At 50.4% G+C, this 17207-nt stretch carries 12 protein-coding genes; all 12 read right to left on the reverse strand.

From position 1 onward, the window contains the following. Window positions 1-14: 14 nt before the first annotated feature. The 12 genes from rplC to rplK all read right to left on the reverse strand — a co-directional run bounded on the left by rplC (window position 15) and on the right by rplK (window position 17082). On the reverse strand, window positions 15-659 hold the full coding sequence (gene rplC, locus CBR65_RS09115; protein WP_087466569.1) for a 50S ribosomal protein L3: 645 nt from the start codon (window positions 657-659) through the stop codon (window positions 15-17). A gap of 103 nt (window positions 660-762) precedes the next feature. Further along, window positions 763-1074: a 30S ribosomal protein S10 gene (gene rpsJ / locus CBR65_RS09120; RefSeq protein WP_007644456.1), complete on the reverse strand. Its 312-nt coding sequence runs from the start codon at window positions 1072-1074 to the stop codon at window positions 763-765. 349 nt (window positions 1075-1423) lie between these two features. Further along, on the reverse strand, window positions 1424-2647 hold the full coding sequence (gene tuf, locus CBR65_RS09125; protein WP_087466570.1) for an elongation factor Tu: 1224 nt from the start codon (window positions 2645-2647) through the stop codon (window positions 1424-1426). A 34-nt stretch (window positions 2648-2681) separates the two neighbouring features. Continuing rightward, window positions 2682-4799, reverse strand: coding sequence for an elongation factor G (gene fusA / locus CBR65_RS09130; RefSeq protein WP_087466571.1), 2118 nt, complete (start codon window positions 4797-4799; stop codon window positions 2682-2684). Between the two features lie 81 nt (window positions 4800-4880). After that, the gene (rpsG, locus tag CBR65_RS09135; protein ID WP_087466572.1) at window positions 4881-5351 is read right to left on the reverse strand and encodes a 30S ribosomal protein S7; all 471 of its coding nucleotides are present in this window, start codon (window positions 5349-5351) and stop codon (window positions 4881-4883) included. A gap of 125 nt (window positions 5352-5476) precedes the next feature. Then, window positions 5477-5848, reverse strand: a complete 372-nt coding sequence (gene rpsL, locus CBR65_RS09140) for a 30S ribosomal protein S12 (protein WP_087466573.1) — start codon at window positions 5846-5848, stop codon at window positions 5477-5479. A 241-nt stretch (window positions 5849-6089) separates the two neighbouring features. Then, window positions 6090-10316, reverse strand: coding sequence for a DNA-directed RNA polymerase subunit beta' (gene rpoC, locus CBR65_RS09145; protein WP_087466574.1), 4227 nt, complete (start codon window positions 10314-10316; stop codon window positions 6090-6092). 94 nt (window positions 10317-10410) lie between these two features. Then, window positions 10411-14496, reverse strand: coding sequence for a DNA-directed RNA polymerase subunit beta (gene rpoB / locus CBR65_RS09150; RefSeq protein WP_087466575.1), 4086 nt, complete (start codon window positions 14494-14496; stop codon window positions 10411-10413). A 255-nt stretch (window positions 14497-14751) separates the two neighbouring features. Further along, window positions 14752-15126 carry a 50S ribosomal protein L7/L12 gene (rplL, locus tag CBR65_RS09155; RefSeq protein ID WP_087466576.1) on the reverse strand — a complete coding sequence of 125 codons (375 nt, stop codon included), beginning with the start codon at window positions 15124-15126 and terminating at the stop codon, window positions 14752-14754. Between the two features lie 57 nt (window positions 15127-15183). Next, on the reverse strand, window positions 15184-15678 hold the full coding sequence (gene rplJ / locus CBR65_RS09160; protein ID WP_087466577.1) for a 50S ribosomal protein L10: 495 nt from the start codon (window positions 15676-15678) through the stop codon (window positions 15184-15186). 275 nt (window positions 15679-15953) lie between these two features. Next, complete coding sequence (gene rplA / locus CBR65_RS09165) at window positions 15954-16649, reverse strand: 50S ribosomal protein L1 (protein ID WP_087466578.1); 696 nt, start codon at window positions 16647-16649, stop codon at window positions 15954-15956. 1 nt (window position 16650) lies between these two features. Beyond that, complete coding sequence (rplK, locus tag CBR65_RS09170; protein ID WP_087466579.1) at window positions 16651-17082, reverse strand: 50S ribosomal protein L11; 432 nt, start codon at window positions 17080-17082, stop codon at window positions 16651-16653. Window positions 17083-17207: the final 125 nt, after the last annotated feature.

Below are 17207 nucleotides of genomic sequence, written 5' to 3' on the forward strand. Positions count from 1 at the left end.
TTCCTCTCGGATACTTAAGCGTTGTTGCGCGCTTTAACTGCCGGACGCACAATCACATCGCCACCTGGCGCACCAGGAATAGCACCCTTGACCAAAAGCAGATTACGCTCAACGTCGACACGAACGACTTCCAGATTCTGAACAGTCACCTGCTCAGCACCCATATGACCAGTCATTTTTTTGCCTTTGAAGACGCGACCCGGGGTTTGACACTGGCCTATAGAACCAGGAACACGGTGAGAACGCGAGTTACCATGGGTGGCATCCTGCATACCGAAGTTCCAACGCTTGACGGTACCGGCAAAACCCTTACCTTTAGAAGTGCCTGTAACATCAATCTTCTGACCAGCCGCGAATGACTCAACAGTAATTTGAGCACCAACTTCGAAAGCTTCTTGAGAGTCGTTACGCAATTCCCACAAACCACGACCCGCTTCAGCATTTGCTTTAGCGAAGTGACCTGCTTCAGATTTGGTAACACGGGAGGAGCGACGAGAACCAAGAGTAATCTGCACAGCAGAATAACCGTCGGTTTCTACGCTTTTAACCTGAGTGACGCGATTGGGCTCAACCTCAATCACAGAGACAGGAATGGATAAACCATCATCGGTAAATATGCGAGTCATACCGCTTTTGCGGCCGACAATACCAATCGTCATTTTACTAACCTCTTAGTGTACGGGGCTTTTACCCGCTATGGCCGCCCATTTCAGAGCGTTACACAGTCTTGCCACCCTATGCGACAAGACTTAAAACATTTACTTAGCCGAGACTAATTTGAACTTCAACACCTGCAGCCAGATCCAGCTTCATCAAGGCATCTACAGTTTTTTCAGTAGGCTCAACAATATCCAGCAAACGCTTGTGTGTACGAATCTCATATTGATCACGCGCATCTTTATTGACGTGCGGAGAGATCAATACGGTGAAGCGCTCTTTACGAGTCGGCAGCGGAATCGGACCACGAACCTGAGCACCTGTACGCTTTGCTGTTTCAACAATCTCTTGAGTAGAGGCGTCGATAAGCTTGTGATCGAAAGCCTTCAGGCGAATCCGAATGCGTTGATTCTGCATGTGAACCGAACTCCAAATGTTATTAAAGAACAACCTTGCTTGCTGACGCAGAAAGCACCCCAGCAAAAGGAGGCGCAATCTTAATGATCAGCACACAGGCTGTCAACAGGGATAATTAAAAAGATATAGATATTTATCAGCACAAGCCTAACAGGCACAAACCGGCGCCGTTATTGCGAAAGGATTAGCCCCAGCAAAACCAAGAGGCACCATATCACCCTCACCACAACCGCCCTTAGCCTATCGCTACCATCAAGTTAATCGAGCAGAGCTATAGGATTGCACCAACCAAACTTCCAAATAAAAAGACGCCTCAAGTGAGGCGCCTTTTTAACATCAGAAAAGCTTATTACTGAACGATTTTGGCTACCACACCAGCACCGACAGTACGACCACCTTCACGAATCGCGAAGCGCAGACCTTCTTCCATCGCAATCGGGTGAATCAGGGTAACCGCCATCTGGATGTTGTCACCCGGCATAACCATCTCAACACCTTCCGGCAACTCACATGCACCCGTTACGTCCGTAGTACGGAAGTAAAACTGTGGACGGTAGCCTTTGAAGAACGGGGTATGACGACCACCTTCTTCTTTGGACAGAACGTACACCTCTGCCTGGAACTTGGTGTGCGGCGTTACTGAACCTGGCTTACACAACACCTGGCCACGCTCCACTTCGTCGCGCTTGGTGCCGCGCAACAACACACCCACGTTCTCACCAGCGCGACCTTCGTCGAGCAGCTTGCGGAACATCTCCACACCGGTACAGGTGGTCTTGGTGGTGTCTTTCAGACCAACGATGTTGATCTCTTCGCCAACCTTGATCACGCCACGCTCTACACGACCGGTTACCACAGTACCGCGACCGGAGATAGAGAACACGTCTTCTACCGGCATCAGGAAGGGCTGGTCAATCGCACGAACCGGCTCAGGAATATACGCATCCAGAGACTCAACCAGTTTTTTCACTGCACTGGTACCCAGGGCATTGTCATCTTCGCCATTCAGCGCCATCAGGGCTGAACCGGCAATGATCGGGGTGTCATCACCCGGGAAGTCGTAGTTGCTCAGCAACTCACGCAATTCCATCTCAACCAGTTCCAGCATTTCGTTGTATTCGTCAGTGCCTACACCACCGCAGTCTTCTGCCAGCAGGTCAGCCTTGTTCAGAAATACCACGATGTAAGGTACACCTACCTGACGGGACAGCAGGATGTGCTCACGGGTTTGTGGCATCGGGCCGTCAGTGGCGCCACACACCAGGATCGCGCCGTCCATCTGGGCAGCGCCAGTGATCATGTTTTTTACATAGTCGGCGTGGCCTGGGCAGTCGACGTGTGCGTAGTGACGTGTGGGTGAGTCATACTCTACGTGCGAGGTATTAATGGTAATACCGCGCGCCTTCTCTTCCGGTGCGTTATCGATACCATCAAAGGCTACCGCTGCACCACCCCAGGTCTCTGCACATACGCGAGTCAGCGCTGCAGTCAGTGTGGTTTTACCGTGGTCAACGTGACCAATGGTGCCCACGTTGACGTGGGGCTTGTTACGTTCAAACTTTTCTTTAGCCACTTTCTTATTCCTCTAAAAAAATTCAACTGGTGAATTATTCGACGTCTCTAACCTTGCTCTTCGCCATCACCTCTTCAGCAACATTGCGAGGAGCCTCAAAATATTTCAGAAACTCCATCGTGTAAGTTGCACGCCCCTGAGTTGCAGAGCGCAAGGAAGTTGCGTACCCAAACATCTCTGCCAACGGAACTTCGGCGTTAACAATCTTACCCATTGGACCTTCGTCCATCCCCAGAATCATGCCGCGACGACGATTTAGATCACCAACCACGTCACCCATATTTTCTTCAGGAGTTACCACCTCAACCTTCATAACCGGCTCAAGAAGCACCGCACCACCCTGCTGCGCAAGTCTCTTAGTAGCCATGGAGGCAGCGATTTTAAAGGCCATTTCGGAGGAGTCAACATCATGGTAAGAACCATCAAACACAGACGCCTTCAAACCAAGCAACGGATATCCGGCCAAAACGCCGTTTTGCATTTGCTCGGCAATACCTTTTTGAATTGCCGGAATGTATTCCTTCGGAACCACACCACCAACAACCTCGTTAACAAATTCAAGACCTTCAGCATTAGCATCAGCACCCGGCTCAAAACGAATCCAGCAATGACCGTATTGACCGCGACCACCTGACTGCCGCACGAACTTACCTTCAATTTCACACTTGTTACGAATCGCCTCGCGATACGCAACCTGCGGCTTACCAATGTTAGCCTCCACGTTGAACTCGCGGCGCATACGATCGACGATAATATCAAGGTGCAACTCACCCATACCGCCAATAATCGTTTGACCTGTTTCTTCGTCGGTCTTCACACGGAAAGATGGGTCTTCTTGAGCCAGCTTGCTCAACGCTACCCCCATTTTTTCCTGGTCAGCTTTGGTCTTTGGCTCCACCGCCACGTGAATAACTGGCTCAGGAAAATCCATACGCTCAAGCGTAATAACATTCTCCATATCACACAGCGTGTCGCCCGTCGTTACGTCTTTAAAGCCAATGCCGGCAGCAATGTCACCCGCCAACACTTCCTTAATTTCGTTACGCTGGTTTGCATGCATCTGCACCATCCGACCAACACGCTCTTTCTTGCCCTTAACAGGGTTATAAACCGTATCCCCTGAATTCAATTTGCCGGAGTAAACGCGGAAAAACGTCAAGGTACCAACAAAGGGGTCGGTGGCAATTTTAAAAGCTAATGCGGAGAAGGGCTGATCATCATTTGCTTCACGAACAGCAACCGTCTCACCATCTTCAAGCACACCCTCAATAGCTTTAACCTCGGTCGGCGCCGGCAGGTATTCAATAACTGCATCCAGCATCGCCTGAACACCTTTATTTTTAAAGGCAGAGCCACCGATAACCGGAATGATTTCATTTGCCAAGGTGCGCGCACGGATGCCCGCCTTAATCTCAAGCTCTGTCAGCTCTTCGCCATCCAGATATTTATTCATTAGCTCTTCGGATGATTCCGCAGCCGCCTCGATCAATTGCTCGCGCAATTTATCGCAGACCTCCTGAAGGTCAGCAGGGATAGCGGTATACTCGAAGGTCATACCTTGGTCAGCTTCATTCCAGATGACCGCCTGCATCTTGACCAGATCAACAACACCCTTGAACTGATCCTCCGAACCAATAGTCATCTGCAACGGAACGGGATTAGCACCCAAGCGAGTTTTTAACTGCTCAACAACGCGCAGGTAATTAGCGCCAGTCCGGTCCATCTTGTTGACGAACACAATGCGTGGCACTTCATACTTATTAGCCTGACGCCATACAGTTTCTGTTTGAGGCTGAACACCTGAAGAACCACACAACACAACCACCGCACCATCCAGTACACGCAATGAACGCTCCACCTCAATGGTGAAATCTACGTGCCCGGGAGTATCGATAACATTAATGCGGTGCTCATCGAACTGAGCCGCCATACCTTTCCAGAATGTGGTTACCGCAGCAGAAGTGATCGTGATACCACGCTCCTGCTCCTGCACCATCCAGTCGGTAGTGGCAGCACCATCGTGCACTTCACCGATTTTGTGCGACAAGCCGGTATAAAAAAGTACACGCTCAGTAGTCGTTGTCTTACCAGCATCAACGTGTGCACAGATACCGATGTTACGATAGCGCGCAATAGGAGTTTTACGTGTCACAGTGTAGCCCTCCGAATTACAAATTCTTCAAAAAGGTAAAAGGCAGCTGCTAGGCTGCCTTTTATGACCCCACGACCAGAATTAGAAGCGGTAGTGAGAGAATGCTTTGTTGGCCTCAGCCATACGATGCACATCTTCACGCTTCTTGACCGCAGCACCTTTACCTTGCGCAGCATCCATCAGCTCGCCAGCCAAACGCTGAGGCATAGATTTCTCACCGCGATTACGCGAGTAATCCACCAGCCAGCGCATTGCCAGCGCAGTACGGCGAGATGCACGAACCTCCACCGGCACCTGGTAGGTAGCACCACCCACACGGCGAGACTTAACTTCAACCAAAGGCGCGATGTTTTCCAATGCCTCCGAAAACACCTCCAGAGGATCTCTGTTCATCTTGGCCTTTACCACATCCATTGCACCGTACACGATACGCTCTGCAATAGATTTTTTACCACTGATCATCACGTGGTTCATAAATTTCGCCAGAGTAACATTGCCAAATTTAGGATCTGGCAACACTTCGCGCTTGGCGACAACTCTTCTTCTTGGCATCTTAATAGCCTCTCTTCAGGAATTATCCAGGACGACACTACATCACGCCTGGCCTTACTCGGTTCTTTACCGAAAACGCTTGTTCGCGCACCAACAATCAGGCGAGCCATACAGCTCGCCAGAGATTATTTGGGACGCTTGGCTCCATACTTGGAGCGAGCTTGCTTACGCTTGGCCACACCGGATGTATCCAGTGAACCACGTACAGTGTGGTAACGCACACCGGGCAGGTCTTTAACACGACCGCCACGGATCAGCACCACGCTGTGCTCTTGCAAGTTATGGCCTTCACCACCGATATAGGAAGTCACTTCAAAGCCATTGGTCAAACGCACACGACATACTTTACGCAGCGCTGAGTTTGGCTTTTTAGGTGTGGTGGTGTAAACGCGGGTACAGACACCGCGCTTTTGCGGGTTGCCTTGCAGAGCAGGAACGTCGCTCTTTTCTACCTTACGTTTTCTCGGCTTACGAACCAACTGGTTGATCGTTGCCATGAAAATAAACTCCACAGATAAAAATGCCTTCAATTGAAGGCCGGTTTAAAGAGAACGGACACCCGTTCCCCACTTCTCAGAAAAAGCGGGTGGCGCATTGTAAAGAGGCCACCTGCCTCCGTCAAGGCAGAGTCGATGTTTAAAGGGGATGCACTGAAGGATATTTCCGGACAGGGACAAACACTTTCGATCTACCTCTGATGCTCCGACTTTACGGGCCGGAGCATCAGATTCTTCTCAACTAGTTGGAGCTGGACTTCAACGCCTCAGTCAATGCTGCTTCGACATCTTCCGCACTCACGCCAACATCACTCACATTCAGCGCCGCTTCACGCTTGCGCTTACGCTCGCTGTGATATGCCAAGCCAGTACCGGCAGGAATCAGACGACCAACAACGACGTTTTCTTTCAGCCCGCGCAGACTGTCTTTCTTGCCGGTAACCGCCGCTTCGGTAAGAACGCGGGTGGTTTCCTGGAATGACGCAGCGGAGATAAAGGACTCAGTCGCCAGAGAGGCTTTGGTAATACCCAGCAATAAGCGCTCGAACTGGCCAGGCTGTTTGCCATCGCCGCGCAGGCGCTCATTCTCTTCCAACACCTGGGTGTATTCAACCTGCTCGCCTTTTACAAAGTTGGAGTCGCCCATCGTGGTGATCTCAACCTTGCGCAGCATCTGACGCACAATTGTTTCGATGTGCTTGTCGTTAATCTTCACACCCTGCAAGCGGTAAACATCCTGGATCTCATTCGTAATGTAACGAGACAAGGCTTCTACCCCTTGCAAACGGAGGATATCGTGCGGGTTAGCCGGGCCGTCAGATACAACCTCTCCCTTTTCTACCATCTCACCTTCGAAGACCGTCAACTGGCGATGCTTGGGGATCAACACTTCATAATAAGTTGATCCATCCGGTAGCAATTGACCGTCAGTCGGCGTGATGATCAAACGACGTTTGCCCTTGGTTTCTTTACCAAAGCTCACTGTACCTGAAATTTCCGCCAGGATTGACGGCTCTTTCGGACGGCGCGCTTCGAACAAGTCAGCAACGCGCGGCAGACCACCGGTAATATCGCGAGTCTTGGAACCTTCCTGCGGAATACGCGCGATGATGTCACCAACGTTGATAATGTCGCTGTTGTTGATGCTCAAAATCGCCTTGGAAGGCAGCATGTAGTGCGCCGGCACGTTGGTATTCGCGAGGAATAACTCTTTACCCTTGGCATCAACCAAGGTAACAGCTGGTCTTAAATCTTTACCAGCAGAGGGACGTTCAGCCGGATCTAAAACTTCGATGGAACTCAAGCCAGTCAGTTCGTCTGTTTGACGGCGAATTGACAAACCATCTTCCATACCAGAGAAGGCTACCGTACCCGCCACTTCCGAAACGATCGGGTGAGTGTGCGGATCCCATTTCGCGATAATCTGACCACCTTTAACGGTTTCACCGTCTTTCACGGTAATCAAAGCGCCATAGGGGATCTTATAGCGTTCACGCTCACGACCGCTGGCGTCAGCAATTGCCAGTTCACCAGAGCGCGATACCGCTACCAGGTTACCGGCCGGATTGCTCACCACCTTCACGTTCAGCAAGCGGACAGTACCTTCCTGCTTCACTTGTACACTATCAGCAGCAGAAGCTCGTGACGCCGCACCACCAATGTGGAAGGTACGCATCGTCAACTGGGTACCCGGCTCACCAATGGATTGTGCTGCAATAACACCCACAGCCTCACCAACGTTAACACGATGCCCACGAGCCAGGTCGCGGCCATAACACATTGAACAGATACCGGTTCGCGCGTCGCAGCTGATCGGCGAACGCACACAGACTTCGTCAATACCCATGGCTTCGATGCGCTCAACCCAAGCCTCATCAATCATGGTGCCAGCAAGAATCAGAATCTCATCGCTACCAGGACGAATAACGTCACGCGCCACCACACGACCGAGGATACGATCACCCAATGATTCAATAACATCGCCACCTTCAATAACCGGTGACATTGTCAAACCTTCGTCAGTGCCGCAATCGATCATGGTGACAACCAGATCCTGAGCAACATCCACCAAACGACGTGTCAGGTAACCGGAGTTCGCCGTCTTCAAGGCGGTATCCGCCAAACCTTTCCGCGCACCGTGGGTAGAAATAAAGTACTGAAGTACGTTCAAGCCTTCGCGGAAGTTCGCCGTAATCGGCTGCTCGATAATAGAACCATCTGGACGCGCCATCAGGCCACGCATACCCGCTAACTGACGAATCTGTGCTGGCGAGCCCCGCGCACCGGAATCTGCATACATAAATACGGAGTTAAACGAAGCTTGTTGCTCCTCTTTACCTTCGCGGTTTATTACCGATTCTTTACTGATGCCTTCCATCATGGACTTGGCCACGAGGTCATTCGCACGAGACCAGATATCGATAACCTTGTTGTACTTTTCGCCCTGGGTTACCAGACCTGCAGCATATTGCCCTTCAATTTCCTTCACTTCGCTCTCAGCACGCGCAATGATGTCGGCTTTCGCATCAGGAATAGCAAAGTCATTAACACCGATAGATGAGCCAGACTTGGTAGAGAAGTCGTAACCCATGTACATCAAGCGGTCAGCAAAAATAACGGTAGCCTTGAGCCCTACCACGCGATAGCAGTAGTTGATCACCGCTGAGATCGCCTTCTTAACCATCGGGCGATTGGTCATCTCCAATGGAATGCCAGCGGGAACAATTTCCCACAGCAATACACGACCAACCGTGGTGTCAACCAGACGTGTTGATTGTTGTTTTTCTCCTTCGGCACCGATCAGGGTTTCGGACAAACGCACCTTAATGCGCGCTTGGAGGTCCACCTGTTTGGAGTAATAAGCGCGGGAAACTTCAGCCGTGTCGGCAAAGTGCATTCCCTCACCCCGCGCATTGATACGCTCGCGCGTCATCCAATACAGACCGAGAACCACGTCCTGCGATGGCACAATGATCGGCTCACCGGACGCGGGAGAAAGAATGTTGTTGGTAGACATCATCAGCGCGCGCGCTTCCAACTGCGCTTCCAGTGTCAACGGCACGTGCACGGCCATCTGGTCACCGTCGAAGTCAGCGTTGTATGCTGTACAAACCAGCGGATGCAACTGGATTGCCTTACCTTCAATCAACACTGGCTCAAATGCCTGGATACCGAGACGGTGAAGTGTTGGGGCACGGTTCAGCAGCACCGGGTGTTCACGGATCACATCATCCAGAATATCCCATACTACAGCCTCTTCGCGCTCAACCATTTTCTTGGCGGCTTTAATAGTCGTCGCCAAGCCACGCAGTTCGAGCTTGCTGAAGATAAACGGCTTGAACAGCTCCAAAGCCATCTTCTTGGGCAGACCGCATTGGTGCAAGCGCAACGTCGGACCTACCACGATCACCGAACGACCGGAATAGTCCACGCGCTTTCCGAGCAGGTTTTGACGGAAACGACCTTGTTTACCTTTGATCATATCCGCCAATGATTTCAGCGGGCGCTTGTTAGAGCCGGTGATCGCTCGACCGCGACGACCATTATCCAGCAAGGCATCTACCGCTTCCTGAAGCATGCGCTTCTCATTGCGCACGATAATGTCGGGCGCATTCAAATCAAGCAAACGCTTTAAACGATTATTACGGTTGATGACACGACGATAAAGGTCATTGAGGTCGGATGTCGCAAAGCGACCACCATCCAACGGAACCAAAGGACGCAGATCCGGCGGCAGCACCGGCAGCACTTCCATCACCATCCACTCAGGCTTGTTACCTGAAAAGTGGAAAGCCTCCAGCAACTTCAAGCGCTTGGAATATTTCTTAATTTTGGTTTCGCTGGTGGTGTTAGGAATTTCTTCCCGCAAATGTTGAATCTCACCTTCCAGATCAATGTCGCGCATTAGCGTCTGAATAGCTTCGGCGCCCATCTTGGCTTCGAATTCATCACCAAACTCTTCCATCGCCTCGAAGTACTGCTCATCAGTTAACAACTGACCACGCTCCAGGCTGGTCATGCCTGGCTCAGTAACAACATAAGATTCGAAGTAAAGTACGCGCTCAATATCGCGCAGCGTCATGTCGAGCAACAAACCGATACGGCTCGGCAGTGATTTGAGGAACCAAATGTGTGCAACCGGGCTGGCCAATTCAATATGACCCATACGTTCGCGACGCACTTTGGCAAGCGTCACTTCTACACCGCATTTCTCACAGATGATGCCGCGATGCTTCATGCGCTTGTATTTACCACACAAGCATTCGTAATCTTTTACCGGACCAAAGATCTTGGCACAGAACAAACCTTCACGCTCAGGCTTGAAGGTACGGTAGTTAATGGTTTCCGGCTTTTTCACTTCGCCGTATGACCAGGAGCGAATCATCTCCGGTGACGCCAGGCTGATGCGGATAGCATCGAACTCTTCGACTTGTCCCTGGGACTTGAGTAAATTCAGTAAGTCTTTCAAGGCTATTCTCCAATGAGCTGCAATGAGTGAGCTTCAGTGAGTGCAATTGCACATCAGGGGCTTTACAGCCCCCTGCTGATTAACGACGTAAGGATTACTCGTCCTGCTCCAGTTCCATGTTGATACCGAGCGAGCGGATCTCTTTAACCAATACGTTAAAGGATTCCGGCATGCCGGGCTCCATACGGTGATCGCCATCCACGATGTTTTTGTACATCTTGGTACGACCAGCCACATCGTCGGATTTGACAGTAAGCATTTCCTGAAGGGTGTAGGCCGCGCCATAAGCTTCAAGCGCCCACACTTCCATCTCCCCGAAACGCTGACCGCCAAACTGTGCTTTACCACCGAGCGGCTGTTGGGTAACCAGACTGTAGGAACCGGTAGAACGTGCGTGCATCTTGTCGTCAACCAAGTGGTTCAGTTTCAGCATGTACATGTAACCCACAGTCACAGGACGTGAAAACTGATCACCGGTACGGCCGTCAAACAAAGTGGTTTGACCGGTATCGGACAAGTCAGCCAAACGCAACAATGCCTTGATCTCATGCTCTTTGGCACCGTCAAAAACAGGCGTTGCCATCGGTACGCCACCAATCAAATTGCGCGCAAGATCCAGAATTTCAGTATCACTGAATGATGCCAAATCTTCTTTTGCCGCTACGTCACCGGTCTTGTTGTAAATCTCTTCAAGGAAGCTGCGAACTTCTGCAACAGCACGCTGCTCACGCAACATTGCATCAATCTTCACACCCAGACCTTTGGCAGCCATACCCAAGTGCATTTCCAGCACCTGCCCCACGTTCATACGAGAGGGAACACCCAGCGGGTTCAGCACGATGTCAACTGGCTCACCCTTCTCATCATGCGGCATGTCTTCAACGGGCATGATGACGGAGATAACCCCTTTGTTACCGTGACGACCTGCCATCTTGTCACCGGGTTGGATGCGGCGCTTGATCGCCAGATACACCTTAACAATTTTCAATACACCCGGCGCCAGATCATCGCCCGTAGACAATTTGCGCTTCTTGTCTTCAAAACGTTCATCAAGGATTTTACGACGCTCGGCCAACTGCTCTTCCGCACGATCAATCTGCTCATTGAGCACTTCGTCGGCCATGCGCAGCTTGAACCATTGGTCTTTTTCCAGACCATCCAGCATCTCGTCAGTCAAGGCATCGCCTTTTTTAACACCTTTACCGGAAGCGACTTTTTGGCCCACCAGCGCGGCGCGCAAACGCTCAAGTGTAGCGGTTTCCATAATGCGGTATTCTTCGTTGAGGTCTTTACGCACTTCATCCAGCTGTGCTTTTTCGATCTCAAGGCTACGTTGATCTTTTTCCAGACCATCGCGAGTAAATACCTGCACATCAATGACGGTACCTTTGGTGCTTGACGGTACACGCAACGATGTATCTTTAACATCGGAAGCCTTCTCACCAAAGATTGCACGCAACAGTTTTTCTTCAGGCGTCAGCTGTGTTTCGCCTTTAGGCGTCACTTTACCAACCAGAATATCGCCACCACCGACTTCCGCACCAATGTAAACAATGCCGGACTCATCCAGCTTGCTCAGTGCACTTTCGCCGACATTGGGAATATCTGCGGTGATTTCTTCGCTGCCCAATTTGGTGTCGCGTGCAATACAGGTTAATTCCTGAATATGGATCGTAGTGAAACGGTCTTCCTGCACAACACGTTCGGATACCAGAATGGAGTCTTCATAGTTGTATCCGTTCCAGGGCATAAACGCGATGCGCATGTTCTGGCCCAACGCCAATTCGCCCATGTCAACAGACGGGCCGTCCGCAAGGATATCGCCGCGTGCAACGATGTCGCCCATATTGACGATAGGACGCTGATTGATACAGGTGTTCTGGTTAGAACGGGTGTACTTGATCAGGTTATAGATATCCACACCGGCATCACCGGCAGCAACTTCATCATCATGAACCTTGATCACCACACGACCTGCGTCAACACTGTCCACCACGCCGCCACGTTTTGCGACAACACACACGCCAGAGTCAGCTGCTACGTTGCGCTCCATACCAGTACCAACCAGCGGTTTTTCCGCCTTGAGTGTCGGAACTGCCTGACGCTGCATGTTGGAACCCATCAAGGCGCGGTTGGCGTCATCGTGCTCAAGGAATGGAATCAAGGAGGCCGCAACAGAAACAACCTGACGCGCCGAGACGTCCATGTACTGAACATCTTGTGGCGGCTTCAATGCGAACTCATTCAAGTGACGCACAGAAACCAGCTCATCAGAGAGTTTGCCATTTTTGTCTACCGCTGCCGAAGCCTGGGCAATAACATATTCGGCTTCGTTAATCGCGGACAAAAATTCAATGTCATTGGTAACCTTGCCATCGACAACTTTGCGGTACGGACTTTCGAGAAAGCCATAGCTGTTGGTACGAGCGTAGGTAGCCAAGGAGTTTATCAAACCGATGTTCGGACCTTCGGGAGTTTCAATTGGGCAAACACGACCATAATGCGTCGGATGCACGTCACGAACCTCAAAGCCGGCACGTTCGCGCGTCAAACCACCCGGGCCGAGCGCGGACACACGACGCTTGTGCGTCACTTCCGACAAGGGATTGTTTTGGTCCATGAATTGCGACAACTGGGAAGAACCGAAGAACTCTTTCACTGCCGCTGCAACGGGCTTGGCATTGATCAGATCTTGCGGCATCAAACCTTCGCTTTCTGCCATGGATAAGCGCTCTTTAACCGCACGCTCAACACGCACCAGACCAACGCGGAATTGATTCTCCGCCATCTCGCCAACAGAACGCACGCGACGGTTACCCAAGTGATCAATATCATCCACAACACCTTTACCGTTACGGATGGAGATCAATGTCTTCATCACATCAACGATATCATCGTTGGACAAGGTGCCTTCGCCTGTCTCAATCTCACGACCGAGACGGCGGTTGAACTTCATGCGACCCACAGCGGATAAGTCGTAGCGCTCCTGACTGAAGAACAGATTCTGGAACAACGCTTCTGCGGATTCTTTGGTCGGTGGCTCGCCAGGGCGCATCATGCGGTAGATTTCAACCAACGCTTCCAGCTGGGTACGAGTTGGATCGATACGCAAGGTTTCCGATACGAATGGACCACAATCCAGTTCGTTGGTGTAGAGTGTTTCAATTTTTTCTACGCCAGCTGCGGCGAGCTTGGCGAGAGTATCAGCGGTGATTTCAGTATTACATTCAAATAACACTTCACCGGTTTTGGTATCAACAACATCTTTCGCCAACGAGCGTCCCAACAGATATTCTGACGGAACTTCCATCTGATCAACACCAGCTTTTTCAAGCAAACGAATATGACGCGCCGTAATACGACGGCCTTCTTCGATAATGATATTGCCTTTCTTGTCTTTGATATCAAATGTTGCCACATCACCACGCAGGCGAGACGGCACCACCTCAAATACAAATTGACCATTCTTATCAACTTTGAAATTGCTGGTTTCGAAAAACATCTCCAGCATTTCCTGCGAGCTAAAACCTAAAGCACGCAAAAGGATAGAGGCGGGCAATTTACGTCGACGGTCGATACGGACGTATAACAAATCTTTTGGATCGAATTCAAAATCGAGCCATGATCCACGGTAAGGAATAATCCGTGCGGAATAAAGTAATTTACCGGAAGAGTGGGTCTTGCCTTTATCGTGGTCAAAGAACACGCCAGGCGAACGGTGCAACTGCGAAACGATGACTCGCTCGGTACCATTGATAACAAATGTACCATTGTCTGTCATGAGCGGAATTTCGCCCATGTACACTTCTTGCTCTTTAATATCTTTGATCGCTTTATTCGCGGATTCACGATCATAAATGATCAGGCGCACTTTAACGCGCAAAGGCACGGCGTAGGTAACGCCGCGCAAAATACATTCATTTACGTCAAACGCTGCTTTGCCGAGGTTATAGCTCACATATTCGAGCGCAGCATTGCCAGAGTAGCTGACAATCGGGAACACTGACCGGAATGCCGCATGCAAACCAACATCTTCCCGCTTGCTGGGAGACTGATCTGCCTGGGTAAATTTCCGATATGAATCCAGTTGAATCGCCAAAAGGTAAGGCACATCCATGACGTGTGGCAACTTGCCAAAATCCTTGCGGATACGTTTTTTCTCAGTGTATGAGTAAGCCATCTGTATTCCCCAGCTTGTTCGCGGACGGGCTTGATCGCAGCCACAGAAACGCGGGTAGCGTCTCTTTCATTAACTAGCAGTCTGTATCTTGATTACCTGAAATAAACAGGCATTCTGTGTAGCGGTGCTACACGCATTCATTGCCCCATTTCCATACCGCACTTGCAGATAGAAACGGAAAAAGGCTGGCGAGCATAAAGCCCACCAGCCTCGCGTCCAATGCATGCATATGGACAAGGCTATACACAACCAGAATTATTTCAATTCTACAGTTGCGCCAGCCTCTTCCAGTTTTGCTTTGGCAGCATCAGCATCAGCCTTGGAAGCTGCTTCTTTAACAGCTTTAGGAGCGGCTTCTACCAGGTCTTTGGCTTCTTTCAAGCCCAGACCGGTGATTTCACGAACTGCTTTAATAACGTTAACTTTCTTCTCGCCGATAGCGGTCAGAACAACGTCAAATTCAGTTTTCTCTTCAGCAGCAGCAGCTGGACCAGAAGCTGGGCCGGCAACAGCAACAGCAGCGGCAGCGCTAACGCCGAATTTTTCTTCCATTGCAGAAATCAGCTCAACAACGTCTTTTACAGACATTTCTGCGATGGCATTGATGATATCTTCTTTAGTCAGAGACATGTCTCAATTCCTAATTAATGGGAGCTTTATGCTCGTTAAATCCAAAGTAAGCTGCAATTAAGCAGCTTGCTGTTCTTTTTGGTCGCGAACGGCCGCAATAGTGCGAACCAGTTTGCCAGCAGCTGCTTCTTTCATCACGCTCATCAAGCGGGCAATTGCCTCGTCGTAAGTTGGCAGTGTTGCCAACATGCCGATATTGACCAGCTCGCCTTCGAAGGCCGCAGCCTTCAGCTCAAACTTATCGTTCTCGCGAGCGAAATCCTGCAGAATGCGCGCACCTGCACCTGGATGTTCGTTCGAAAAAGCAATCAGAGTTGGGCCAGCGAAACTGTCTGCAAGACATTCATATGCCGTACCTTGAACCGCGCGACGAGCCAGTGTGTTGCGAACGACTCTAACCCAAACGCCGTTCTCACGGGCCTGCTTGCGCAGAGCAGTCATCTTGCCTACGGTAACGCCGCGAGAATCGGCAACCACAGCAGAGAGAGCGCTCTTGGCAGCTTCATGGACTTCAGCGACAATCGCTTTTTTGCCTTCAAGTCCTAATGCCACGGGATTTCTCCTGTTTTGACAAGCTTGCGCTTGTCGTTGACTACAAGTTTCAATAGATACTATCGAAACCATGACTTGGTGATGTCACTCAGAAATTCTGATTGGGTCTCACCATCTGCGTAGGTCCAATTGAAATTTCACTTTCATCATTGAATTAAGCGTGTCGGACATTTGTAACATCAACATGTTATTTATGACGTTCACTCACCTACGGTCTTTGACGGCTCGCGAGGATTATTCCACCGCGAACCCCAAAGTTTGTTTTCTCCGGGAAATTAAATTGCCAGAGAGGATTGATCAATAATCAAGCCGGGACCCATGGTCGTACTTAGGGCCACTTTCTTCAAGTAGACGCCTTTTGCAGTTGAAGGTTTGGCTTTTTTCAGGTCATTAATTAATGCCTCAAGGTTTTCCTTGAGCGCAACCAATTCGAAAGAAACCTTGCCGATACCACCATGTACAATACCGCCCTTTTCTGCACGGTAACGTACCTGTCCAGCCTTGGCATTTTTAACAGCAGTAACCACATCTGGTGTTACGGTGCCAGTCTTCGGGTTAGGCATCAAGCCACGCGGACCGAGCACTTGACCCAATTGACCAACAACACGCATTGCATCCGGGCTCGCGATGACAACATCGAAATCCATCTTGCCTGCTTTAATTTCAGCAGCCAATTCGTCCATGCCCACGAATTCAGCGCCGGCAGCCTTGGCGGCTTCCGCATTGGCACCTTGTGTGAACACGGCTACACGGACATCTTTGCCATTACCGTGTGGCAATGTAGTCGCGCCACGAACTGATTGGTCTGATTTGCGAGGATCGATACCGAGATTGATAGATACATCTACAGTCTCAGCAAACTTAACAGTGGAGAGCTCTTTAAGCAGCGCAACTGCTTCGTCAATAGTGTATTGCTTGGCTGAATCAACTTTTTCTTTAATCAGACGTTGACGCTTGGAAATCTTGGCCATCTTACACGCCCTCCACTTCGAGACCCATTGAACGAGCAGAGCCCGCAATGGTACGTACAGCTGCATCCATATCAGCAGCGGTTAAATCAGGCATCTTCGTTGTAGCAATCGCTTCCAATTGTGAGCGATTGACGGTACCTACTTTATTGGTGTTAGGACGACCACTACCACTTGTGATTCCCGCCGCTTTTTTCAGCAGGAATGAAGCTGGTGGAGTCTTCATGACGAAGGTGAAACTGCGGTCACTGTATACGCTGATAACAACCGGCACCGGAGCGCCTGCTTCCAAACCTTGGGTTTGGGCGTTAAATGCCTTACAGAACTCCATGATGTTTACACCGTGCTGACCCAAGGCTGGACCAACTGGTGGACTAGGATTTGCTTTGCCCGCTGCAACTTGCAGCTTGATATAGGCGGTTACTTTCTTTGCCATTTGATTTACTCCCCATTGGGTATTAGCGCCTCAGGCATGCTTTTGGCAAACAAACCGTCTTAGGCTCCCCTCCCAGTCAACTCAAAAAAACAAATCAACAAGGATGCGAAAACCCTTCCCCACCA

The sequence above is a fragment of the Cellvibrio sp. PSBB006 genome, from assembly GCF_002162135.1.
Lineage (GTDB): Bacteria > Pseudomonadota > Gammaproteobacteria > Pseudomonadales > Cellvibrionaceae > Cellvibrio.